Origin of the sequence: Frankia sp. QA3, assembly GCF_000262465.1 — a bacterium.
Taxonomy (GTDB): domain Bacteria; phylum Actinomycetota; class Actinomycetes; order Frankiales; family Frankiaceae; genus Frankia.
Genome location: NZ_CM001489.1, coordinates 5562027 through 5585066, shown reverse-complemented (window position 1 = coordinate 5585066; position 23040 = coordinate 5562027). Strand labels below are relative to the sequence as shown.

19 protein-coding genes and 1 pseudogene are annotated in these 23040 nt (G+C 74.0%); 10 read left to right on the top strand and 10 right to left on the bottom strand.

The features are described 5' to 3' along the window. Nucleotides 1-201 (bottom strand): annotated as a pseudogene (locus FRAQA3DRAFT_RS37560) (tetratricopeptide repeat protein); the annotation flags it as partial. Nucleotides 202-1590: 1389 nt separating this feature from the next. Here FRAQA3DRAFT_RS37560 and FRAQA3DRAFT_RS33515 point away from each other — a divergent pair. From FRAQA3DRAFT_RS33515 to FRAQA3DRAFT_RS22875, 3 genes are all read left to right on the top strand, one after another. Continuing rightward, nucleotides 1591-1962: a helix-turn-helix domain-containing protein gene (locus FRAQA3DRAFT_RS33515; protein WP_232291712.1), complete on the top strand. Its 372-nt coding sequence runs from the start codon at nucleotides 1591-1593 to the stop codon at nucleotides 1960-1962. Nucleotides 1963-2093: 131 nt separating this feature from the next. After that, nucleotides 2094-2849: a hypothetical protein gene (locus tag FRAQA3DRAFT_RS22880; RefSeq protein WP_232291711.1), complete on the top strand. Its 756-nt coding sequence runs from the start codon at nucleotides 2094-2096 to the stop codon at nucleotides 2847-2849. 6 nt (nucleotides 2850-2855) lie between these two features. Beyond that, nucleotides 2856-3851 carry an NlpC/P60 family protein gene (locus FRAQA3DRAFT_RS22875; RefSeq protein ID WP_009741424.1) on the top strand — a complete coding sequence of 332 codons (996 nt, stop codon included), beginning with the start codon at nucleotides 2856-2858 and terminating at the stop codon, nucleotides 3849-3851. A gap of 53 nt (nucleotides 3852-3904) precedes the next feature. Here the strand turns inward: FRAQA3DRAFT_RS22875 and FRAQA3DRAFT_RS36270 are convergent, their stop codons facing one another. From FRAQA3DRAFT_RS36270 to FRAQA3DRAFT_RS22860, 4 genes are all read right to left on the bottom strand, one after another. After that, nucleotides 3905-4063 carry a hypothetical protein gene (locus FRAQA3DRAFT_RS36270; protein WP_009741423.1) on the bottom strand — a complete coding sequence of 53 codons (159 nt, stop codon included), beginning with the start codon at nucleotides 4061-4063 and terminating at the stop codon, nucleotides 3905-3907. A gap of 454 nt (nucleotides 4064-4517) precedes the next feature. Next, complete coding sequence (locus FRAQA3DRAFT_RS22870) at nucleotides 4518-6101, bottom strand: FAD-binding oxidoreductase (protein ID WP_009741422.1); 1584 nt, start codon at nucleotides 6099-6101, stop codon at nucleotides 4518-4520. 305 nt (nucleotides 6102-6406) lie between these two features. Beyond that, nucleotides 6407-8719 (bottom strand): serine/threonine-protein kinase, encoded by a 2313-nt coding sequence (locus FRAQA3DRAFT_RS22865; protein ID WP_009741421.1) that lies wholly within the window; start codon nucleotides 8717-8719, stop codon nucleotides 6407-6409. A 117-nt stretch (nucleotides 8720-8836) separates the two neighbouring features. Further along, on the bottom strand, nucleotides 8837-11416 hold the full coding sequence (locus FRAQA3DRAFT_RS22860) for a serine/threonine-protein kinase (RefSeq protein ID WP_009741420.1): 2580 nt from the start codon (nucleotides 11414-11416) through the stop codon (nucleotides 8837-8839). Nucleotides 11417-11750: 334 nt separating this feature from the next. Between FRAQA3DRAFT_RS22860 and pgi the strand changes: the two genes are divergently transcribed. Both pgi and FRAQA3DRAFT_RS22850 read left to right on the top strand, forming a co-directional pair. Then, nucleotides 11751-13415 carry a glucose-6-phosphate isomerase gene (pgi, locus tag FRAQA3DRAFT_RS22855; RefSeq protein WP_035921359.1) on the top strand — a complete coding sequence of 555 codons (1665 nt, stop codon included), beginning with the start codon at nucleotides 11751-11753 and terminating at the stop codon, nucleotides 13413-13415. Nucleotides 13416-13507: 92 nt separating this feature from the next. After that, nucleotides 13508-13849, top strand: a complete 342-nt coding sequence (locus FRAQA3DRAFT_RS22850; RefSeq protein ID WP_009741418.1) for an STAS domain-containing protein — start codon at nucleotides 13508-13510, stop codon at nucleotides 13847-13849. Nucleotides 13850-13918: 69 nt separating this feature from the next. On the opposite strand, the gene FRAQA3DRAFT_RS22845 is transcribed toward FRAQA3DRAFT_RS22850, so the two are convergent. Next, a complete protein-coding gene (locus tag FRAQA3DRAFT_RS22845) occupies nucleotides 13919-14353 on the bottom strand; it encodes a hypothetical protein (protein ID WP_009741417.1) in 435 nt (144 codons plus the stop codon). 201 nt (nucleotides 14354-14554) lie between these two features. Here FRAQA3DRAFT_RS22845 and FRAQA3DRAFT_RS22840 point away from each other — a divergent pair, with 201 nt between their 5' ends. Further along, nucleotides 14555-14878 (top strand): hypothetical protein, encoded by a 324-nt coding sequence (locus tag FRAQA3DRAFT_RS22840; RefSeq protein ID WP_009741416.1) that lies wholly within the window; start codon nucleotides 14555-14557, stop codon nucleotides 14876-14878. 22 nt (nucleotides 14879-14900) lie between these two features. On the opposite strand, the gene FRAQA3DRAFT_RS22835 is transcribed toward FRAQA3DRAFT_RS22840, so the two are convergent. The 4 genes from FRAQA3DRAFT_RS22835 to FRAQA3DRAFT_RS22820 all read right to left on the bottom strand — a co-directional run bounded on the left by FRAQA3DRAFT_RS22835 (nucleotide 14901) and on the right by FRAQA3DRAFT_RS22820 (nucleotide 20481). Next, nucleotides 14901-18107 (bottom strand): adenylate/guanylate cyclase domain-containing protein, encoded by a 3207-nt coding sequence (locus FRAQA3DRAFT_RS22835; protein WP_009741415.1) that lies wholly within the window; start codon nucleotides 18105-18107, stop codon nucleotides 14901-14903. 179 nt (nucleotides 18108-18286) lie between these two features. Next, nucleotides 18287-19000: an ABC transporter permease gene (locus FRAQA3DRAFT_RS22830; protein ID WP_009741414.1), complete on the bottom strand. Its 714-nt coding sequence runs from the start codon at nucleotides 18998-19000 to the stop codon at nucleotides 18287-18289. Nucleotide 19001: 1 nt separating this feature from the next. Further along, a complete protein-coding gene (locus FRAQA3DRAFT_RS22825) occupies nucleotides 19002-19880 on the bottom strand; it encodes an ATP-binding cassette domain-containing protein (protein ID WP_232292154.1) in 879 nt (292 codons plus the stop codon). A gap of 130 nt (nucleotides 19881-20010) precedes the next feature. Beyond that, complete coding sequence (locus FRAQA3DRAFT_RS22820) at nucleotides 20011-20481, bottom strand: MarR family winged helix-turn-helix transcriptional regulator (protein ID WP_009741412.1); 471 nt, start codon at nucleotides 20479-20481, stop codon at nucleotides 20011-20013. A 92-nt stretch (nucleotides 20482-20573) separates the two neighbouring features. Here FRAQA3DRAFT_RS22820 and FRAQA3DRAFT_RS22815 point away from each other — a divergent pair, with 92 nt between their 5' ends. The 4 genes from FRAQA3DRAFT_RS22815 (at nucleotide 20574) to FRAQA3DRAFT_RS22805 (ending at nucleotide 23017) form a co-directional block, all read left to right on the top strand. Continuing rightward, complete coding sequence (locus FRAQA3DRAFT_RS22815) at nucleotides 20574-21254, top strand: nitroreductase family protein (protein WP_009741411.1); 681 nt, start codon at nucleotides 20574-20576, stop codon at nucleotides 21252-21254. Between the two features lie 84 nt (nucleotides 21255-21338). Further along, entirely contained in the window at nucleotides 21339-21563 is a 225-nt protein-coding gene (locus tag FRAQA3DRAFT_RS31755; protein ID WP_157467597.1) for a hypothetical protein, read from the top strand. Continuing rightward, a complete protein-coding gene (locus FRAQA3DRAFT_RS22810; protein ID WP_051054454.1) occupies nucleotides 21518-21973 on the top strand; it encodes a hypothetical protein in 456 nt (151 codons plus the stop codon). The genes FRAQA3DRAFT_RS31755 and FRAQA3DRAFT_RS22810 overlap by 46 nt, the downstream gene beginning before the upstream one ends. Nucleotides 21974-22273: 300 nt before the next feature. Next, nucleotides 22274-23017 (top strand): hypothetical protein, encoded by a 744-nt coding sequence (locus tag FRAQA3DRAFT_RS22805; RefSeq protein ID WP_051054452.1) that lies wholly within the window; start codon nucleotides 22274-22276, stop codon nucleotides 23015-23017. Nucleotides 23018-23040: the final 23 nt, after the last annotated feature.

Here is a 23040-nt window from a genome sequence, read left to right as displayed (position 1 = left end):
GCCGGCGGTCCGGCCCACCGGGGCCGGCCGGGGGGCGGGTGGCGCCGGCTGATCCACCGCGTTGGAACCGGGCACCACAGTGGGCCCAGCCGCCTCGATCGGGCCGGTTACGGCGATGGAATCGGTCACGGCGACGGAATCGGTCACGGCGACGGAGTCGCCCACAGCGATCGGGTCGGCCACCACGATCGGGCCGGTCACGGGTGCCGGCACGGCGGTGGCGGCCCGGTCGCCCTCCTCGGTGGGAGCAGCGCCGGGGGCACCTGCGGGTCGCCCGTCCGAGACCGGCCGGGCGGCCGCGGCCCGGGGTGGAGCGGATGCCCTGGGCGGTCGGCTGCGCGGGGGGTTCACGGCGGCAGGGGGGCTGGGGACGGGCAGCGGCCCGGTGGCGTGCGCAGGGACCGCGGTGGGCCCGGGGCCGGCGGCGAGTGCCTCGGTGGGGGCGGTGGCGGGGCCCCGATCCGCGCCCGGACCGGAGTCTGTGATTCGCGCGGTCGCGCCAGGGCCCGCCGCGGTGGCACCCGAGCTGGTGGCACCCGGGCCGGCGGCTTGGCCCGAACCGTCCGCTTGGGCCGGGATCGCCGTGTCCCGCGACGGTCCAGGGGCCAGGGAATCGGTGCCGCCGGGCGGCGCCGGGCGGCGCGAGGGGTCCGCCTGATTGCGCGGCGCGATCGCGGCCGGCCGGCCGGCACGCCGCGTCCGGCTGCCGCGCGTGCCCCGGGGGGCCTCGTCTGCCTCGGTGCTCGGCGTGGCCCGGCCGCCGCGCCCGGCACTCGCCGGCTCCGCTGGCGGTGTGGCTTCCGTAGCGGTTACACGGTCTGCACCCGGTTCGGTCGCCGATGTCGCATCATCGAGATGGAATGCCTCGCTCTGCCACGCTTCGTCGGGTGGCTGCGGCGAGTCCGGCCCGCTCCGCCGCCGATGCCGCCGGCGCCCGGAACGCGCGTAGGGAGGTGACTCGGCGTCCTCGGTGGTCGAGGTCTCGTCGCGTCCGTACTGGTCGTCTCGGTCCGGCAGCCGGTTGGAACGGGAGGCCGTCGTGGGGATGCGGGCTCCTATGAGCGAAACGGGCCGCGCGTCGCCTTCCTCACCGTACGGTGCCTGTGGCACATCGCTCACGCGCCGTCGCCCTCCCGGCTCTCTCAGGCTAGCTAGTGCCAGTTAAGGTTACTTACGGTTACTTGCCTTCGGCTGCGGTCGGATCGATGTAACACGAGCCATTCGAGTATGACAAGCTCTGGTTGAGGCTACCCACAACGGATGGGTCGGTGTACCTTCCGGAACCGGAGATGTGCGATCCGCCATCATCGAGGCGACCCGACGGCCGGTTCGGCTGAGATCCGCGCCGGGGGGCCGGCGGGGGCTGCCAGGATCACGCGGCGCGAATCGTGCGGCAGAGCGAAAGGAGCGTCGGTGGCGCAGGACGGCTTCTCGATGGCGACGCCCCGGCCATCCGCCCGTCCAGGGCGTTCGGGCGGCCCGCAGGGCGCGCCGCCGTCGGCCCGGACCGCGCCGGTCGGATCGCCTCCCCTGCGTTCCGCGCCTACCGGGTCGAGCCGTCCCCGGGCGAGTTCCGGTCTGCCGGCGGGTATGCCGTCCGCGACCGCCCCGGGCACGCCGGCCGCCGCGACGCCTCCGGTCGCGCCGCTCGCGCAGCCGCCGCTGTCCCCGCCGGGGACCAGGCCGTCCGTGTCGGGTGGGGCCGGCGGCGCCGCCAGGCTGGGTGCCGCCGGCGCTCCCGCGGGCGGCTCAGGTCCGGCGCCGGCGACCGGTGGACCGGCGGCCCGGCCCGCCGACGACGACGACGTGCTCACGGTCGACGAGTTGGTCGCCTGGCTCCGCCTGTCTGAGAGCACGGTCCTCAAGCTCCTGTCCGAGCGGGCGATCCCGGCCCGTAAGGTCGGCCATCAGTGGCGGGTGCGCCGCGGCCGCGTGCGGGACTGGCTGGACGGCCGGGAATGACCGGCGGTGCGGCGAGGGCGGGAACGAGGATCGCGGGAACGAGGACTGCCGGTGCCGACGCCCCCGAGCGCGCCGGCGCGCCGGTGATCGGGCGTCACGGCGGCTCGGCGTAGCGGCGGTCAGGTGTGCTCGTGATCCGAGGCGGGTCGGCGCCGCCGCGCCGATGGACTGGCCCGCGTCGAGCCACCGCCCTGGCCCAGGTGATGGTGCGGGTCGCCGCTGCGCGACGCCTGGGTCGGCGCGCGGAGCGGGCCCGGACCCGCGCCCTGCTGATCCCGATGCTGCTGCTGGTCGTGCTCGCCGGCTGTGGGACGTTCGATCGCGCCGCGGACCCGACACCGAGCCCCTCGGTGACCACGGGCCCGCCGCCAGGCGCCAGCCAGGCGCCGGGGCCCCCGCTGGCCACCGCGACCGCCCCGGTGACCGGTGAGGTCGACCGCACGAATCCGGCCGCGGTCGCGGCCGACTGCTTCACCCGCTGGCAGTCGTTTGACGCGCGGACCGACTCGGGGCCGTCGGCCGGCGTCGAACGCGCCCGGGACTGCCTCACCGAGGACTTCGCCGCCTCGCTCGGCGCGGGCGCCACGGGCGCCACGGGCGCCGCTGACGGGGGCGCCGACGGGCAGGCCTGGCAGGACCTACGTGCCGCGGGCACCCGCTCGCAGGTGTCGGTGCTGGCGACCACGCCGTTGGGAGGCATCGACACCACCGCGACCGGCCGCGTCGTGCTCCAGCTCAACGTGCGTCGCGAGAGCACGACGGGCAGCGAGGCTCCGGTGGCGACGTTGTCCACCCCGGCCCTGACGCTGCTGCGCCAGACCGACGGGACGTGGCGGGTCGCCGGGGCGGATCTCGCCAGCGTCGCCGGCGACGCGCCGGGGCGGTGAGGTCGGGTGGCACGGGGCTTCCCGTCGAAGCGATCCCGGTGGCTGGTGTGGTTGGGCGCCGGCTCGGCGCTCGTCGTCGCCGGGATCATCCTGTTGATCTCGGTGCTGATCATGTCCCTCGCCGGGCCGTTCGTCGGTGACCACGGCCGGGGCAACAAGTCGATCGAGAACGCCGACGGCATCCCGGCCGAGTACGTGCAGCTGATCACCGACGCGGCGAACGGCGCCGGCTGCGCGGAGGTGACACCGGCGCTGCTGGCCGCCCAGCTGCATCAGGAGTCCGGGTTCAACCCGCAGGCCCGCTCGCCCGTCGGGGCGATGGGGATCGCCCAGTTCATGCCCGCGACCTGGGCCAGCCACGGCCAGGGCGACGTGTGGAACCCGGCCGACGCGATCCCGGCGGCGGCCCGTTACGACTGCACGGTGGCGGCGTCGGTCGCCTCCGTGCCCGGCGACGGGCAGGAGAAGATGCTGGCCGCGTACAACGCCGGCGCCGGGGCGGTGCTCGCCTACGCGGGCATCCCTCCCTACACCGAGACCCGCAACTACGTGCGTACGATCCTCGCCCAGATGCAGGTGTACGGGGACTCGCTCGAGTTCGGCGTGGAGATCCCCGCCGACGCGATCGCCCCCGTGGTCGCGTTCATGGAGTCACAGATCGGTAAGCCCTACGTCTGGGGCGCGATCGGGCCGGACTCCTGGGACTGTTCGTCGCTGGTGCAGGCCGCCTACCGGCACATCGGCATCGAGCTGCCCCGGGTGACCACCGACCAGCTCCGGTTCGGCCCGGTGGTGGCCGGGGTCGACCCACAGCCCGGGGACCTGCTGTTCACGCCGGGCACCGACGGCACCGCTGATGCACCCGGCCATGTCGGTATGTACATCGGTGACGGCCGGGTCATCGCGGCCAAGGGGGCGCGCTGGGGCGTCGTGGAGTCCGACATCTCGGACTGGACCGGCACGGTCGCGGTGACGAGGCCGTTGGCCAAGGAACTCCGTTAGCCCACCCGGCCGGTCCGCCTGTTCCGGCGGCGGCCGGCCGGATCGGCGACGGCTCAGGCGGTCGTCTCGGACACGAAGTCCGACAGCCCGTTGGCCACCCCACCCAGCACGCCCACGGTGTTGTGCACCACGTCAGCGGCGTCACTCGGGGCGGTCACCGCAAAGAACAGGATGAACAACCCGATTCCCCACGGCCAGATCAGTCTCTTCATGCAGGACCTCGCAGCACAGCCAGCCGACACTGCCGGACGGACACCGACGTCGATAAGTCACCGACAGCATGTGTGTACTCACCTTGAGTAGCCATCGCAAGGGGAATCGCCGATCGGTCGGCGGCGCCTCGCCGGGCGGGCGTCTCTCCACCCGGCGCGGGTGACCCACAGTCCCGTTCGGCCTCGGACGCGCCGGCGGACACCGCCGCGGACACGGCGTAACCCCCGGCGGGACACTGAACGGACAGTGAGATGACCATCTGTAGCCAATTGGCGACGTAGGCGTGGCGGGCTCTAATGGTTCATGCCACCCCGGGCCGGCTGACGTCGACTCCTGGCGCGGGGTGGCTACCAGAAGTGACCGATCTTCGCCGCGGGCTGGAGGCCCGGGGCCCCACCTGGCGCCTGGCGGGGGCGGCCGGGGGAACGGTGGCCAGGATCCCCGCCCCGGCGGTCAGGCCGGCGTGATGCCCTGCGCGAAGTGGAACAGGTCGTCGGGGTCGTAGGCCCGCTTCACCTGCCGCAGCCGATCCAGGTTCGCCCCGTAGTACGCCTGCGCCCAGCCGGTGAGCTCGGGGTCGATGTAGTTCTGGTAGGCGGACCGGGAGACGAATGGCGCCGTCGCCTTGACAGTCGAACGCAGCCAGCGGCGGTTGGCCTCCTTCGCGGCCGGCGTGGCGTTCGGGGCATAGCCGGCGACGTACTGGGCGCTGGCGATCGCGCGGCGATGGACGAACGCCGTGTCGCCCGGCGCGACCCGGTTGATCGCCCCGCCCCAGGAATCCAGGATCACCCCGCCCGAGCCCGCCCCCGCGGTGCGCTGGCGCTCCTCGACCGCGCCCAGCAGCACCTCGACGCCGCGCGACGGCATCGGTTCCAGCAGGAACGCCGACGCGGCCCGCTGGGCGACCCGCGCCACGGTGCCCCCCGGCGTCCGGCCGCGCAGATGGCAGGACTCGACGCCGCGGCCCGCGCAGCCGGCCTCGATGAGCATCGCCTCCAGATGGCCCCGGGTGGTGAGGTAGGTCCCGGTGGGCCGGTGGCCGGCCGCGTCGACCAGGCCGGCGAGCTGCGCGCGCAGGCCGGCCACGGCGTCATCGCCGGCGCCGCCCGACAGCACCCCGCTCACCCGCAGCGTCGGGGTGCCGCCGACGCCGGCGGAGGGCGCCGAGTAGACGACGCACGTCGACCACAGGCTCTCCGGCGCGCCACCGGGAGCGGAGATCCAGTCCTGCCACGCGGCCAGCACGTCGGCGGCGCCATCCCAGGCCCAGCGGTAGGTGAACAGCACCAGCGGCGTCGCCCGGTGGGTGGCGAAGGTGAACGAGGTGACGATGCCGACGTTGCCGCCGCCCGCGCCGCGCAGCGCCCAGAACAGGTCCGGCTCGTGGTCCGCGTCGGTGTGTACGACCTCCCCGGAGGCCAGCACCACCTCGGCGGAGACCATCCGGTCACAGGTGAGGCCGTAGCGGCGGCCGAGCACACCGATCCCGCCGCCCAGGGCGAGCCCGGCGATGCCCACGGTCGGGCAGGAACCCGCGGGCAGTGCCAGCCCCGCCCGCGCGAGACCGGAGTACACGTCGACGAGCAGTGCGCCCGCCCCGATCCGCGCGACCTGGCCGCGCGCCGCGGCCACCTCGGCCATCGGGGTGACGTCCACGACCAGTCCGGTCGTCGTGGAATAGCCGCCGTAGCTGTGCCCGCCGGCGCGGGCGGCCAGCGGCAGCCCCGTCCGGCGGGCGAAGTCGACGCAGGCCTGGACGTCGGCGACGGAGGCGGCCTGGGCGACCGCCTGCGGTCGGATCGCGTCGAATGCCGGGTCGAACAGCATGCTGGCCGAGGCGTATCGCGGGTCCGCCGGGCGCAGCAGCGGGCCGGTCAGGCGCGTGTCGAGGGCCTGCCAGTCAGTCCTGGAGGGTGCGGGGTGGGTGTCCCCGTGGCAGCCGGCGAGTAGCGCGCCACCGAGGCCGGCGCCGGCGAGGGCCAGCCCGCCTCTCCCCGCGGCCCGTAACACCGACCGCCGGTCGGGTCCGCTCACGCGTCCTCCAGAGAGCCGTCCGGAACCCGCCGCCCGCCAGGCGCGGCGCCACCGAAGCACCGACCAATCGGGGCGTGGAACTGACCGTGAGCGGCACCGAGTGGCATGCGGCACTGACCGGGCTGGCGGGACTACCGGCGAAGGTATGCCAATCCAGGCGGCGACGGCGCTTCGCCGGCACGAGTGGGCAGCCGGCAGCCGGCCCAGGCCCACGCCGGGACACCCATGCCGGGACACCCATGCCGGGACACCCATCTGCACATCCATGCCTGGACGGCACCCCGGGCGGAGCGGTTCGGCGCAGGTCAGCGCTCGGGCGGTCGCAGGGCGGTCGTCATGAATCCGTCCCGCCCGACCCGCCGCACCGTCCCGTCGCCGGAGCAGGCGATGTAGATCGCCCCGGTCGGGTCGACGAGCACTCCGGCCGGGTTACTCAGCCGGGTCTGGGTGGCCAGCGCCCCGTCCCGGTCGTCGGCGGAGTAGGAGCCGGTCCCGGCCACCGTGGTGATGATCCCGTGCCGGTCCACCCGACGGATGACGTCGTTGCCCGAGTCGGCGATGTACAGCGAGCCGTCGGGACCGAGCGCGAGGCCCCTGGGGTCGTCCAACAGGGCCGCGGTGGCGGCCTTGCCGTCACCCCGGTGGCCGTACGTGCCGGGCCGGCCGGCGACCAGGGTGATGCGTCCCGACGGGTCGATCCGCCGCACGGTCTCGTTGCCCGTGTCGGCGACGTAGAGGCTGCCGTCGTCGCCCAGTGCCAGTCCGCTGGGCTGGTACAGCGTCGCGTTGATCGCCGGGCCGCCGTCGCCGGCCGAGCCGGACTCGGTCGACTTACCCGCGACCGTGGTGATGCGGCCCTGCGCGATGCGCCGGACCCGGTAGCCCTCCGCCACGTACAGCACCCCGTCGTCGTCGACGGCGACGGCACTCGGGTCGTCCAGGTGCGCCTTCGTGGCGTCGCCGACGTCCGCCGTGAACCCGTCGGAATAGTCGGGACCGGCCCCGGCCACCGTGGTGATGACTCTGTCCCGGCCGATCCGCCGGATCCGCCCGGCGTCGCTCTCGGCCAGGTAGACCGCGCCGTCCCGGCCGACTGCCACCCCGGCCGGGCCCTGCAGGTCCGCGGCAAGGGACGTGCCGCCGTCGCCGATCACCGGCGGCGGGGACGGCGACGGCGACGCCGTGCCGTCGGCCGGCGTCGGCCGCGGCCCGCTGCCGCCGATCCGGTCGGCGCGGCCGTCGGAGGTGAGCCGGACGACCTGGCCCTGCCCGGTGCCGACGCCGGGATCGGTGATGTAGAGCGAGCCGTCGGCGGCGAGCATGAGGCCGCCGGCGTCGGACAGCCCGGCGAAGGTGACGGGCTTGCCGGCGTAGCCGGGGCGCCGGTCGCTCCCGTCGCCGCCGAACGCCCCGAGGCCGACGAGCACCCCGGCCGCCACGGCCAGCGCACCCACCGCCGCCACCGAGATGACCACCAGGCGCCGGCGGCCACCCCACCACGCCAGCCGTCCGGCGCGCACGGGAGCGGGGCGATGCTGCCCGCGGGTGTCCGGCGGCCCGCTGCCGTCCGGCCCCGACTGGTAGGAACGGCCAGGCTGCCCGGCACCAACGGGATGTCCCGGACGGGGCGCGGTGTTCAGGCGGGTCGTGGTGCCCGGCTGTGGCGTGGTGCCCGGCTGTGGCGTGGTGCCCGGCTGTGGCGTGGTGGCGGGGTGGTGGCCGGCCGCGGAGAGCACGTCGTCGGGGAGGCGGACCGGGATGCCGCTCGCCGCCAGCCAGCCCGGGCCGAGCGCCGCGGTCATCGCCGCGGCGAGCCGCACCGCGAAGTCCAGCGCTGACGGTGGCCGCCACGACGGCTCCTTCGCCATCGCCGAGATGATCACGTCGGCGACCGGTCCCGGTACCTCGGTGAGGGGCAGCGGCGCCACCGACAGGTGATGGTGCAGCAGCGCGGCGACCGGCAGGTCGGGCGGGAACGGCGTGCGGCGCGCGAACAGCTCGTACAGCACCACACCGAGGGAGTAGAGGTCCGTGCCCGGGCCGAGCCGCCCGCCGGTGATCTGCTCCGGTGCCATGTACCGCGGGGTGCCGACCAGCCCGGTCGTGGTCGCCGCGGTCGCCTCGACGATCTTGGCGATGCCGAAGTCGGTGACCTTGGGGACGCCGTCCCCGGTGAACAGCAGGTTGTCCGGCTTCACATCGCGGTGCAGCACGCCCCGCCCGTGGGCGGCGGCCAGTGCCACCGCCGCCGCCACGCCGATCGTGCCCACCTGCGCCGGGCCGGTCAGCGTCCGGCCCCGGTGGCGCAGGCTGCCGCCGGTGAGCTGCTCCATCACGAGCAGGCACAGTCCGTCGCGCTCGACGTAGTCGTAGATACGCACGACGTGGGGGTGGTCCAACCCGGCCAGCACCCGCGCCTCGGCGAGGAACCGGGCGCGCAAGTCGTCGGCACCGCCGGCGCCGCCCGGGTCCAGCAGCACCTTCACCGCGACGACCCGGTCGATGAGCCGGTGCCGGCCGGCGAGCACGGCGCCGAAGCCACCGCGGCCGAGCTCGCCGCCCAGCTCGTAGCCGGGCAGGGCGGCGGCCACGCGCCCGATGTCCACCTGTCCTGTCATCCGACCTTCCACGTCGCGCGGGGCGTCCCCGAACCACCCGATTCCCGCTTCGGGCCCGCCCCGGGCCCGGGTCCCTGGGGCGTCCACCGAGCGGGCGGGGCTCCGGGGGAGGTCGACTCAGCCTGGCCGGGCGATCGTCGTGATCGTGCCGTTCGGGTCGATGCGGCGGACCCGGGCGTTGCCGTTGTCCGCGATGTACAGCGCGCCGGCGCCGTCGACCACCACCGAGGTCGGGTTCTTGAGCTGGGCCGCGGTCGCCGGGCCGCCGTCGCCGCCGGAACCCGCGGTGCCGATGCCGGCGACGGTGGTGATGATCCCGCTCGGGTCGATCTTGCGGATCCGGTTGTTGTGGTAGTCGGCGAGATAGAGGGTCCTGCCGTCCGGCCCGATCGACAGCGAGGGCCCGTTCAGCTTCGCCGACCGGGCCGGGCCGCCGTCCCCGGCGTAGCCGGCCTCCCCGGTGCCGGCGACGCTGCTGATGATGCCGTCCGGGGTGACCTTCTGGATGGTCTCGCTCCTCAGATCGGCGAAGTAGAGCGTGCCGTCGTCGGTCATCGTGATCTCGTGCGGGCCGTCGATCCTCGCCTGGGTCGCCGGGCCGCCGGCGCCGGTGTAGCCGGCGACGCCGGTGCCGACGTACGTCGTGATGATCCCCGCCGGGTCGATCTTACGGATCCGGTGGTTTTCGTAGTCGGAGAAATACACGCTGCCGTCGGGACCGGTGGTCACCTGTTCGGCGTTGTTGAGCTGGGCCGCGGTGGCCGGGCCGCCGTCGCCGCTGTAACCCGCGGTGCCGGTGCCGGCGATCGTGGAGATCACCCCAGCGGGCGAGATCTTGCGGATGCGGTTGTTCTGCGCGTCTCCGATGTAGATGTTGCCGGCCTTGTCCCGGGTGGTGGAGCCCGGGCCGTTGAGCTGGGCCGCGATGGCCGGGCCGCCGTCGCCGCCGCTCCCGCCCGCGCCGGTGCCCGCGAAGTCGTTCGCGGCGCCGGCCGGGGTGATCTTCTGGATCCGGTCGGTCGCCAGGCTGGACACGAGCAGCGAGCCGTCGAGGTCGAGTTCGAGGCTGTACGGACTCAGCCCCTGCACGGACAGCGCCGGTCCGCGGTAGGCGGTGCCGATCCGGGCGGCGGCCGAGCGGCCGCGATCGCCGCCGTCGTCGGAGCTGGCCACGGCCAGGACGATGCCGACGGTGAGCGCGACGACGAGGACGAAGGCGACGCCGCCGATGATCCACGGGGTGCGGTTGCGCGCGCCCACGGCCTGACGAGTGGGACCGAGGGGCACGCCGCCCGGCCCGCCCGCGCGCGGGCCGAACTGCGCGCCGCCCGGTCCGCCGGCCCCGGGCGCGCCTGCGTACCCCCCACCGAGCGGGCGCGGCGGCGGCGTGTACGGCGGCGGTGTGTTCCCCGGCGGATAGCCGCCCCACCCGCCTGACCCAGGTGCCTGGCCGCCCCGTACGGTGGGGGCGCCGGTGAACCCGGGGCTGCCCGGGCCACCGGGACCGCCGGGGCCTGACGGCGGGGTGCCGGGACGCCCCTGGTAGCCGCCAGGCGGCGGCGGATAGCCACCCATCCCCGCTCCAGCAGGCCCAGGCCCACCAGGCCCAGGCCCACCGCGGCCTACGGGTCCGCCGGGACCGCCTGGTCCGCTGGGGCCGCCGGGCCGGGCCGGGCCGCCGACGCCGGCGGGGTTACCGAACGCGCCCGGCCCAGCCGGGTAGCCGGGCCGTGGGCCGGATCCGCGGGCGGGTCCGCCCGGGTAGCCCGGCACGCCCGAGGTCGGCGGCCGTGGGGTGGACGAGACGCCGAGCGCCGCCTCCCGGATCTCGTCGTCCACCCGAACCTTGATCTCCGACCGGGACAACCAGTTCGGCCCGAAGGCTCGGCTGCCGGCGCGAGCGAGTTCGAGGGCGAAATCGGTCGCGTCGGCGAAGCGGGTGTTCGGGTCCTTCGCCAGCGCCCGCATGATCACCATCGAGACCGGCGGCGGAACCGTGGTGAGCGGCTCCGGCATGACCGTCAGATGGTGGTGGGTGAGCGGCTGCACCGCCATCTGACGACCGAACAGCGGCCGGCCGGCGATCATTTCGTAGAGCACCCCGGCTAGGGCGTAGAGGTCCGTCGACGGGAACAGCCGCACGCCCATGATCTGTTCGGGGGCCATGTACCGCGGGGTGCCGAGGATCGCGCTGGCCGTCGTCTCCGCCCCATCGAAGATCTTGGCGATGCCGAAGTCGGTGACCTTGAGCAGTCCGTCCCCGGCGAACATGATGTTGTCCGGCTTGACGTCGCGGTGCAGCACGCCCTGCGTGTGCGCGTTGGCCAGGGCCGCGGCGGCGGCCAGGCCGATCGAGCAGGTCGTCTCGGGGGACACCGGACCCGTGCTGATCCGCTGTTTGAGGGTGCCGCCGGAGAGCAGCTCCATCACCAGCAGGCAGGTGCCCTCATGCTCGACGTAGTCGTGGATGCGCACGATGTGCGGGTGGTCGAGCTCGGCCAGCACCCGGGCCTCGGCCAGGAAGCGGGCGCGCAGATCGGGATCGTCGGACGTGTCCAGCAGGATCTTGATGGCGACCTTGCGTCCGATGAGCCGGTGCTGGCCGGCGAGCACGAGCCCGTACCCGCCCCGGCCCAGGTCGCCCTCGACGGTGTAACCCGGAAGCGCCGCCTCCACCAGTGATCTGTCAATCAACAAGGTTCAGATCCGTCCGCTAACGCCGTCGGGTACCCCGCCGCACCGCCGTCCCCGTCCCGACTTCGGCGTCCTGGCCTGCAATGACGCCTTCGTCGGGTTCCTGGCGATCCTACGCACCCGACCTTCCCATTCCGCCGCCCGTCCGGGGGCGCGCTGCGACGTCGGATCGGCGACATGTGCATGCTGGCGGGGGCCGATGAGTGTCGGCTCCGCCACGGTCCGGATGATGCGCCACGGTCGCCGATGACGGGCAGGACTCCGGATGATGTGCCACGGACACCGATGGTGGTTGTGGCGGCACGTGTTGAACCTGCGAGGAAGGGCGTCCCACGTCATGTCGACAACCGAGCCCGCTGCCCTGGTGGCTCCGCCCGACATCACCGCGACGGAGGAATGGGCGGCGCTGAGGGCGCATCTGCGCGAGATGTCCGAGGTGTCGCTGCGGGGCCTGTTCGACGCCGATCCCACCCGCGGTGAGGCGTTCACCGCCGAAACGGACGGGCTCTATCTCGACTACTCCAAGAACCGGCTGACCGCGCGCACCGTCGAGCTGCTCGTGGCGCTCGCCCGGCGGGTCCGGCTCGCCGAGCGGATCGAGGCCATGTTCAGCGGCGCGCGGATCAACGTCACCGAGAACCGGCCGGTGCTGCACGTGGCGCTGCGGGCACCGGCGGGGACCCGCATCGAGGTCGACGGCGTGGACGTGGTGCCCGAGGTGCACCGGGTGCTCGACCGGATGTCCGGGTTCGCGGAGAAGGTGCGTTCGGGGGCGTGGCGCGGCGCCACCGGCGAGCGGATCACCACCGTCGTCAACATCGGTATCGGCGGCTCCGACCTGGGCCCGGCGATGGCGTACGAAGCGCTGCGCGACTACTCCGACCGCGGGATCGCGGTCCGGTTCGTCTCCAACGTCGACCCGACCGACATCTGGGAGGCGACGGTCGACCTCGATCCGGCGCGGACCCTGTTCATCGTCGCGTCCAAGACGTTCACCACCCTGGAGACGATCGCCAACGCGCGGGCCGCCCGCTCCTGGCTGACGGCCGCCCTCGGTGAGGACGCGGTTTCCCGGCATTTCGTCGCGGTGTCGACGAATGCCGAGAAGGTTGCGGAGTTCGGCATCGACCCCGAGAACATGTTCGAGTTCTGGGACTGGGTGGGCGGCCGGTACTCGGTGGGCTCGGCGATCGGGCTGTCGGTGATGATCGCGATCGGGCCGGCGGCCTTCCGCGAGTTCCTCGCCGGGTTCGCCGCGATGGACACGCACTTCCGGACCGCGCCGTTCGAGCGGAACCTGCCCGTGCTGCTCGGGCTGATCGGCGTGTGGTACCGCGACTTCCACGATTTCGCCGCGCACGCCGTGCTGCCCTACAGCCAGTACCTCAATCGTTTTCCGGCCTATCTGCAGCAGCTCGACATGGAGAGCAACGGCAAGAGTGTCGATCTCGCCGGCCGACCGGTGCCGACGCAGACCGGACCGATTGTCTGGGGAACGCCGGGGACCAACGGGCAGCACGCCTACTACCAGCTGCTGCACCAGGGGACGACAATCGTCCCGGCCGATTTCCTCGGCTTCGTCGAGCCGAATCATCCCGGCGTGGGACCGGCGGACGGGCCGGATCAGCACGCGCTGCTGCTGGCCAACTTCCTCGCGCAGACCGAGGCCCTCGCGTTCGGCAAGACCGCCGAGGAGGTGGCCGCCGAGGGGGTCGCGCCGGAACTCGTCCCGCACCGGACGTTCCCGGGTAACCGGCCGACCAACACCCTGCTCGCCCCGAAGCTGACCCCGTTCGTACTCGGGCAGCTCATCGCGCTGTACGAGCACAAGGTGTTCACCCAGGGGGCGATCTGGGGCATCAACAGCTTCGACCAGTGGGGCGTTGAACTCGGCAAGGCGCTCGCCGGGCGGATCGTGCCCGAGCTGACCTCTCCGGGCTCCCCGGAGCTGCGTCATGACAGCTCCACGAATGCGTTGATCAGGCGCCTGCGCAGCGCCTGAGCGCCGCCGGGCCGACCCCGTCATGTTACTCTCCGTAAACAGTCCGGGGGGTCGGCCCCGCACGGTGATGAGGACTTCGGGGGGCGGGCAGCATGCGGGTCGACGCCGGAGCCCTGACCATGTCCGTGCGGCGGTCGGGCGAGGACGTGCTCATCGAGCTCTCCGGTGAGCTCGACACCGCCGGGCGGCTGCGGTTCCGCGAGCAGATCGGCGAGTTGCTGGGCCGGGGCGGGGGGACGGTGACGGTGGACGTTGCGGGCCTGCGCTCGATCGACATCCCCGGGCTCGCCGCCCTGCTCCGGGCCGATCTGCTGCTCCGCCGCGTGCACTCCGAGCTGCGGATATCCTCGCCGACCCCGGCGTTCGCCGCCCTACTGCGCGAGACCGGCCTCGACGGTCGCCTCCGCGTCGGCGAGGGCGCGCGCCGGCACTGAGCGCGCGACACCCGCGTGTCGGCATGCTCCGAGACTGCCCTGCGATCCGGCCAGCCGTCACCGCCGCGGTCAGCCCGCCAGCGGCGGCGGGGGAGCGGCGGAGGCGGGCTGTGGGTGGCCCAGCGGGAGGGTGTAGGCGGCCGGGACCGTGGCGGAGCTCGCCATGGCGACCGCCATGCTGGGCGCCGGGGCGCTCCGCGGGGCGCGGGATCCGCCGTCGGATATCACTGTCGGTAGCGAGAAACGGAGGGGGGCGGTGGGGACGTCATCTGTCCGGAACGGGCCTGTAAGTGCCGGACGCGGGGGGAGCCCGCTGCCCGCGGCCTTCTCGGGGCCGCCCGCCGCCGCGGCCCCGACCGTGGTGGCGGCCTCCTCGGCCACCAGGGACAGCAGGCTGCGTGAACCGATCAGCCTTTTCTCGATGCCACCCATCATCAGCATTCCAGCCATGACGAGAAGCGGAAATCCAAGCACCATCAGCAGGACGGGTGGTGTGAGACTCACCGAAAGACCCCCAGGCCGACTTGCAGATCCGATCGACGCCGCCGGCGCCGTACCGTATGCCTTCCCCACGATCCTGGTTGCTCACATCCGGGCGGCCAACTCACCCGACCCGGGTATCCCCCAGGGTGGGGTGGAAGGTCACCGATCTGTCCACCCCCGGTACTGTTCCCGGGGGCGGTTCGCTCGTACGCTTCGAACAACATGTCTGTGCGGCCCGTACCGTTGCCCGCCTACAGCGGCCGTCCCGGGGTCGGTGATGCGGATCTGCTGGCGCGGCTGCGTCTGCTCACCGAACAGGTCGACTACGCCCTCGCCGAGATCGTCCTGCGCCGCGCCGCCTACCGGCGGGCCTGCGAGGAGGAGGCCGACTGGCAGTGGTCGCCGTCCGGGGTCGAGGCGCTGAGCCGGCCGTCCGTCGCCGAGGCACTCGCCCGGCAGCTCGCCGCGGTCGAGCGGCTGCGGCTGTGGGCCCAGGAGCTGCACTGGCTGCAGGAGCAGGCCCGGCTGCGCGGCCTGCTGCGCTGACGTCCCCCGCCCGGTGGTGACCTCAGCCGGACAGCGACGCCGGCCGGTCGAGGGTCTCGAACAGCCGGCGCCCGAGGTTCGCCGCGGCGACGTTGCCGCGGTGCAGGTACCGGGTGATGCCGGCCTCCATGCTCTCCGCGGCGTCGTCCTTGCGCCCGGCTCGGTAGAGCACCTCCGCCCGCGACAGCAGCGCGTGGCCCTGCCCGTCAAGATCGTCGGTGCGCCCGGCGAGGTCGACGGCGGTGTCGGCGAAGCGCAGCGCCTCCGCGTCCCGGCCGCGCAGGGACAGCAGTTTGGCGTGCACCCCGCACCAGCCGGCCTGGGCGGGCAGCTGGTCGGCGGCGGCGGCGTCCCGGCAGCGGGTGACGTACTTGCCGGCGTCGTCGACCTTGCCGAGGCGCACCAGCACGTCGGCCAGCACCGCGGCGCGGTTGGCCAACAGAGCCCGCTCGCCCATCCGGGACAGGGCCCGGCAGCTGCGGCGCAGCTCCCGCTCGGCGACGGTCAGCTCGTCGGCAAGCAGCGCCACCCGGGCGACGACGAACCCGCCGTGGAACGGATCGGCCCGCGGGGCCCGCAGGTCGTGGACGATCTCCTCGGCGGCCTTGAGATGGATGCGCGCGCCCTCCAGGTCGCCCGACATCGCGGTGAGGACGGCGAGCTGAGCAAGCAGGGCCCGGCGCAGGGCCCGGTCGTCCCCGGCCGCGTCGAGGGCCTCGCTGGCGCGGGCCAGGCTGCTGGCGACCGGCCGCGGCCCCCAGCTCATCAGCAGGGTGAGCTCGCGGCGCAGCGACTGCGCCGCCCGCGGCACGCCGGACTCCTCGGCGTGGCGCACGGCGTTGTCCATCGCCCGCTCGGCCGCGGCGAACTGGCCGGCGGCCAGGTAGGCGTTGGCCTGGCTGCGGCAGGCCAGCGCCGCGCCGACGTCATCGCCCGAGCGGACGAAGTTGGCCAGCGACGCGGCGGCCTCGGTCAGGGTGGTGGCGACCAGGCCCTCGGGGTCGGTGGAGAACAGCACCCGCAGGTGGGCGAGCCGGGCGTGCGCCCGCAACCCCTCCTCGCCGGCGCGCCGGGCCCGTTCGGTGACCTGGCGCAGGATGCGTTCGGCGTCGGAGAACCGGCCGAACGAGTACAGCGCCCAGCCGAGGTCGATCTCGGCGCGCAGCCGCAGCGGGTCGGTCTCGGGCAGCAGGGTGATCGCCCGCTTGAGCAGCTGGGCCGCGCCCGTCTCGTCGCCCTGGCGCACCCGGTCGGCCGCCTCGATCAGGCAGGTCGCCGCGGACCGGCCCAGCTCGATGGTCTCCGCGTCGCGCTGGCCGATCTCCATCCGGTAGCGGAACGCCTGCTCCAGGTGGTACCCGACGAGCTCGTCGTGCTCACCCGGGCCGCCGACGAGGCGGGCCTGCAGCCAGTGGGCGAACTGCTGGTGCAGGTCGGCCCGGCGCTGCTTCGAGGTGGCGTCGTAGGCGCAGTCGCGCAGCAACACGTGCAGGAACCGGAAGGCCTCGACGCCCGGCAGGTCCGAGCGGTCGGGGTGGACCAGCTCCTTGCGGACCAGGTTCAGGCAGTGCACGGCGACCATCGACCGCTCGGCCGGATCGGACAGGTCGATGACGGCGTCGAGGTAGAAACGCTCCCCGACGACGGCGGCGCGTTCCAGCACGCGGCGCTCGGGCGGGTCGAGCCGGTCGAGCCGGGCGGCGAGCAGCGAGGAGATCGTCGGCGGCACCGTCACGTTGCGCAGGCTGCCGGTGGCGATCCAGCGACTGCCCTCCCGGCGCAGTAGCCCGTCGTCGACGAGGGCGGCGACCATCTGCTCGACGAACAGCGGGTTGCCGGCCGCCGAGGTGGTGATCCGGGTGACCAGCGCAGGGTCGAGATCGTCGGAGCCCATGAGACTGCGGATCAGACGCTGGCAGCGGGCCTCCGTCAGCGGCGTGAGCAGCATCGAGGTGGCGTTGAACTTGCCGCCGCCCCAGTCCCGCCGATCCTCCAGCAGCTCCTGGCGGGCCAGGCAGAGCAGCATGATCGGTGCGTCGCGGGACCAGTCGGCGATGTTCTCGATCAGGTCGAGCAGTGTCGGCTCGGCCCAGTGCACGTCGTCGAACCACAGGATCAGCGGCCGGCGCGACGCCAGCGCCTGGAAGAACGAGCGGACCGCCCAGAAGCTCTCCTGCGGGCCGAGCTCGGCGCCGCCGAGCCCCACCAGCGGGGCGAGCGCCTCGACGATCTCGGCGGCCTGCCCGACGCCGTCGAGCAGCTCGCGCAGCCGGCGTCGCCCGTCCGGGGCGGCCTCGTCGGCGGTCAGCCCGGTGGCCTGGCGCACCATCTCCATCAGCGGCCAGTAGGCGATGCCCTCGCCGTAGGACAGGCAGCGGCCGGTGAGCACGGTGGCCCGGGTGACCATGGACGTGCAGAACTCGCCGACCATCCGGGACTTGCCGATGCCCGCCGAGCCGAGCACGGTGAACAGGTGGCAGGCGCGCTCCTCGACGACCGCCTCGAACGCGTCCTGCAGGCGGCGGCGCTCCCGGTTGCGGCCGATCACGGGCGCGGTGAAGCCGTGGATCTGCGCCCGGCTGCCGGGGCCCGCCGTCGGGTCGACCAGGCCCGTCAGCCGGTGCACCCGCAGCGGGTCGCGTTTGCCCTGAACGACCAGCGGGCCGACCGGGGTCACGGTGACGCTGTGGCGGATTGACCTGTACGTGGTGTCGCCGATGAGGATCTCGTCGGGTGGCGCGGCGCTCTCCAGACGGGCCGCGACGTTGACCGCGTCCCCGGTGACGCCGCCGCCGGCGACGGTGACCTCGCCGGTGTTGATCCCGATCCGGACCCGCAGCCGCAGGCCCCACTTCTCCTGCAGGTCGGCGTTGAGCGCCTCCATCGCGGCCCGGATGTCCAGCGCCGAGCGCACGGCGCGCAGCGCGTCGTCCTCATGCAGCACGGGGATGCCGAAGACGGCGAAGACGGCGTCGCCGATGAACTTCTCGACCGAGCCGCCGTGGTTGTAGATCACCTCGCGCACTGTGGTGAAGAACCGCCACATGACCTGCTGCAGCGGTTCCGAGTCGATCTTTTCGCCGATGTCCGTCGACCGGACGATGTCCACGAACATGATCGTCACAGTCTTGCGCGCGCCGCTTCCCGCGGCGGGCAGGGGGTTCCCACACTCGGAGCAGAAGCGCGCCCGCTCGGGGTTGTGCTCCGCGCATGTCGGGCACGGCACCATGTGCCGGATGGTAGGCCGATCTCGGGCCGGTGCGGTGGGGGATGCGTCTACCCGACGCGTCGGAGGTGATCCGTCCCACACCGGTGCCACTTTTCTGTCCCGTCCGTGCGGTGGGCCCGTGGGGCGCGGTGATTGGTCCGGGCCGCGTGGGCCGCCGGCCGGTGGGCGAGGTGCCTCGATCATGAGGCCAGGTCCCGTCCCACCGCGAACAGCCCCGCGACCAGGGCAAGGACCCCCCAGCCGGCGGCACTCGCCAGGGAGGCGGTTTCGAGTTCGGACGTCGGCCAGGCCAGCACGCCCAGCGGGGCGGTGACCGGTCCGCGGAAGCGGGTCGCGTCCAGCAGCGGCTCGAACGCGCCGCAGCAGCCCAGGGCGAGCAGCGCGCCCGTCGACCCGCGCAGCAGGGTGCCGACTCCCACGCCGACGGCGCCCGCCGCGCACACGGTGACGGCGACGACCCCGTAGGCCGCGGCGACGTCGGCCGGGCGGTCCAGATGCATTCCGGGTCCGCCGTGGCGGACGGCCCCGACGGCGAGCCACGCGGCGAACAGCGTCGCGCTCAGCACCAGGCCGACCGCGGCGACGGTGAGGTACTGGGCGATCGTGATCCGGCGGCGCCCCGGAACGGCGAGGAACGCCAGGGCCGCCGTCCGGTGGCGGTACTCCTGCGCGACGACGAGGATGCCGAACGCCATCATGGCGTAGCCGGTGAACAACCCCGAGCGCGACCGCAGCCCGTTCCAGCTCGCCGCCGCGTCCTGGCCGGCCCACAGCATCGGCGGCACGTGCAGGATCAGGACCGCCGTCAGGGCGACCGGCTGCCAGCGGCTGCTGGCGATCTTGAACAGCTCGGTGCGCACCAGGAGGCCCACCCCGGCCTGTCGTCCGGGCATCTCAGCGGGCACCCTGCAGTGACCCTGCCCGGCCGGGAGGCCCGTCTGGCCCGTCTGGCCCGGCGGCGGCGCCGGGGTGAGTCAGCGCGAAGTAGATCTCCTCCAGGTCCTGGCCGTGGGTGTGCAGCTCGACGAGCGCGATCCCGTGCTGGGCGGCGACCCGGCCGACCTGCTCGGCCGTCCCGGCCGGCAGCCGCAGCTCGTCGCGTCCGACGCCGGTGGGGACCAGACCCCGCTCCGTGAGCAGGCCGGCGAGCCGCGCCGCGTCGGCCGTGCGCACCTCGACGTGGCCGTCTCCCAGCCGGTCCGCGGGCGCGTCGAGCACGATGCGACCCTGACTGATGATCACGATGTGGTCGACGGTCTGGCTGACCTCGGCGAGGACGTGGCTGGACAGCAGCGCGGTGCGCCCCTCGGCCGCCCACGACCGCAGGAACTCCCGTAACCACCGGACGCCCTGCGGGTCCAGGCCGCCGGTCGGCTCGTCGAGGATGAGCAGCGCAGGGTCGCCGAGCAGGGCCGCGGCGAGCGCCAGGCGGCCCCGCATGCCGAGGGAGAACCCGCCGGTCGGGCGGTCCGCGGCGGCGTCGAGCCCGACCGTCGAGAGGACCTCGTCCACCCGGCGCCGGCCGACGCGCAGCGGCAGCGCCAGGACGCGCAGGTGGTCACGGGCGCTGCGGCCGGGCTGGGACGCGCTGTCCAGCACCGCGCCGATCCTGCGGGCGGGGTGATCGAGGTCACGGTAGGCGCGGCCGAATACCAACGCCGCTCCGGAGCTCGGGGCCACCAGGCCCAGCAGGGCGCGCAGCGTCGTCGTCTTCCCGGAGCCGTTCGGGCCGAGGAAACCGGTAACGTCGCCCTCGCGAACCGCGAAGCTGATCGTCCGGACGGCGTGATGCGACCCGTATCGCTTGGTCAGGCGGTCTACCTGGACGACGGCGGTGACGGGAGCCTCCCGGCGGATGGTCCGATCGGGGCAGCTTCTACGGTAACCGTTCGTTTCCTGTGGTCTACCGTCGGGCTGCGCCGGAATGGGTGGATCCGGGTGCGGTGGGTACGTGCCGCGGGATGGATGCCAGCAGCTCGACGAGCTGGGCCCGCTGCGCCCCGGTCAGATGCCGGGTGAAGCCGGCGACCGTCTCCGCCCGCCGCCGGCGGCCGACGGCGAGCGCCTCCCGGCCGGCCGGGGTGAGCGCGAGCAGCACCGCGCGCCGGTCGGTGGGATGCGAGCGGCGCACGACCAGGCCGTCCGACTCCAGGCCGTCGACCATCTCGGTCATCGTCCGGGGTGCCACCGAGACCGCGTCGGCGAGGTCGCGCAGCCGGCAGGGCTCGCTGTCGGCAAGCAGCTGCAGGACCTTGAACCGGCGCAGGGTCAGCCCGACGCTCGCCCGCAGGGCCTCGTCGACCGCGATCCGCACCTGATGGCCGGCGGCGAGCAACACGTTCACGACCTCGTCGCCGGTGTCCGGTGGCGGCATCCGAGTGCCCTCCTCGTCTACGGTGATGATGGAGTTATCTTAGGCCGGTACTCCTCATAGTGAGGGTGCCTCGTCAATTGGAGGAGTCCCACGTGGATGCTCTCGCCTGCCTCATGACGCGCCGCACCGCGACCCGACTCGTCGAACCCGGGCCGACGACGGAGCAGCTCGCCGTCCTTCTCGCCGCCGCCACCACGGCGCCCGACCACAAGATGCTGCGGCCGTGGCGGTTCGTCGTCGTGCGCGGCGAGGCGCGCGCCACCCTCGCCGCCGCCATCGCCGAGGCCGCGCAGGCCGTCGGCACCCTGCCCGAGCCCGTCGTGCGCAAGGCCGCGGGCAAGGCCACCCGCTCCCCCGCGCTCATCGCCGTCGTCGCCGCCCGCGTCGAGTCGAAGGTGCCGGTCGCCGAGCAGGACGCCTCCGCTGCCGCGGCGGCGCAGAACATCTGCCTGGCCGCCCATGCCCTGGGCCTGGCCTCGGCCTGGAAGTCGGTACCGCTGCCGGACAGCGCGCAGGTCCGGGCGGCCTTCGGCCTGGCCGACGGCGAGGAACTGGTCGGCTGGGTCGAGCTCGGCACGCAGGCCCAGGCCGCGCCGCTGCCGCCCCGGCCCGCGGTCCCGCTCGACCGGGTCGCCGCCGAGCTGGCGGTGGACGGCACGCTGCGGCCCGTCGCCGCAGCCGTCCCGGACCAGGCCGCGGCAGCCGCCGCGGCGGTGCAGCCGGTCAGGGCGGTGCAGCCGGTCGGCTCCGCGCGCTCGGCCCCGGTCGGCTAGGTGGCCGCGATCCACTCGCGGCGCCCCGCCGATTAACGGACCGTCGTCGCCGTCGTCTTCGTGGCGACGATGTTTCTGGCGATCATGGATACGACGATCGTCAACGTGCCGCTCGGGCTGATCACGCTGCTGTTCGGGCTGGTGTTCCTCGCCGACGTCCCCAGGACGGCGGCGCGCGGATTCGACCTCGTCGGTTTCCTGCTCGCCGCGGGTGGGCTGGCCGGCGTCCTGTACGCACTGTCGACCGGTGGGGATCGCCCACGGTGCTCGTCACCGGCACCGTCGGCCTGGTGGCGACCATCACGATGATCTACTGGGAGATGCGGGTGCCGAACCCCGTCCTCGCCTTGGAGATCATGAAGAACCGGATCTTCCGGATGGGCAACCTCGTCATGACCTTCGGCATGATGGCGTTCATGGCCCTGCTCCACCTGGTGCCGCTGCTCATCCAGGCGATCGAGAGTGCCAGCTCCACCCGGGCCGGGCTCGTGGTCTTCCCGGAGGCCATCAGTGTCATGATCGGTTCGCGGAGCGCCGGCTCGCTCTACCCCCGGATCGGGCCGCGGCGGCTGCTCGGCGGCGGTCTGGCGGCGACAGCCCTGGCCATCGCTGCCGGACGCGGGCTCCGGCGCGGCGGACGCGCTCGCGCGGCGTTGGGTCTTTATCGTTCCCGTATCGCCAGCGCTGTCGGGTGCGGTGCTCGCGTTGTTCGTTCGTGACGCAGATGCCGCTGCGACGATGCGCAGCGTTGCCCAACGGGTTCCCGTGTCGCCGGGAACGAGCCCGGACGGCCCAGTTCCCGGCAAGTTGCCCCGGCGCGAGCAGGAGGCTACCTAAGCTGGACCGGGGGCCTTGGTCGGCCGGGCCCGAAACCGGGTATGACTCGGCTCCCGACCTGCGACGGGAGGTACGCCGTGAGTGGTGCGCAGGCACCGGGACGTCGCGGGTCCGCCCGCATGCGTCCGAGGCACGGCCAGCGGCCACCCCCCCGTTCGGGCCCCGGGCGGCTCGGTCTGGCGATGGCGGGCGGGCTGCTGCTCGCGGTTCTGGTCGGCTGCTCGGAATCCGGTTCGTCGGGTGAGAACGTGGCCGCCCGGTCGGACACCTCGGTCACCGCCAGCCCCTTCCCGCCGGATCAGGGCGCGACGGCTGCGCCCACCGCGACCCCGCCGGCCGCCGGGGGCGCCACCGACTCGGCGAGCACCGCGCCGGACGGTGCCACAGCCGGGGGTCGCGCCGCGGCCGGCGGCGGTTCGCCGGGCTCGTCCGGGTCCGCGGGCTCCTCGGGCTCGGGAGGCTCCTCGGGCTCGGGAGGCTCCTCGGGATCTGGGGGCTCGTCTGGTTCCGCGGGCTCGGCCGGGTCGGGTGTCGGCGCGGCGCCGGCGGCTCCCGGAGCGAGCCCCGCGCCGGGTGCGGTCGGCGGCGGCACCGGGGCCGGCGGGGGCGCCGCGGCCACGGCGGTGCCGACCCCGCAGCCGTCGGCGGTGTTCCTTGGCGAGGCGTGCGTGCCTGGCCGCAACAAGACCCCGGCGACGGCCGTCAACGGCCTGGTGCTGTTCTGCGTCCCAGACGACGGCGGTATGTCCGTCGCCGGCGGCCGGTGGTCCACCGAGCCGCCGACGTCCTCCGCCCAGGCGCCGCCGGAGGAGGGCGGGTCGTGCGAGCCGCCGGACGTCGGCCGGATCCTGCGGGACTCCGCCGGCCGGCCGGTGTCCTGCCTGCGGGACCCCAACGGCTTGTTGAGCTGGTCGGACGTCTCCTGAGTGACGGGTCTCGCCGGGCTCGC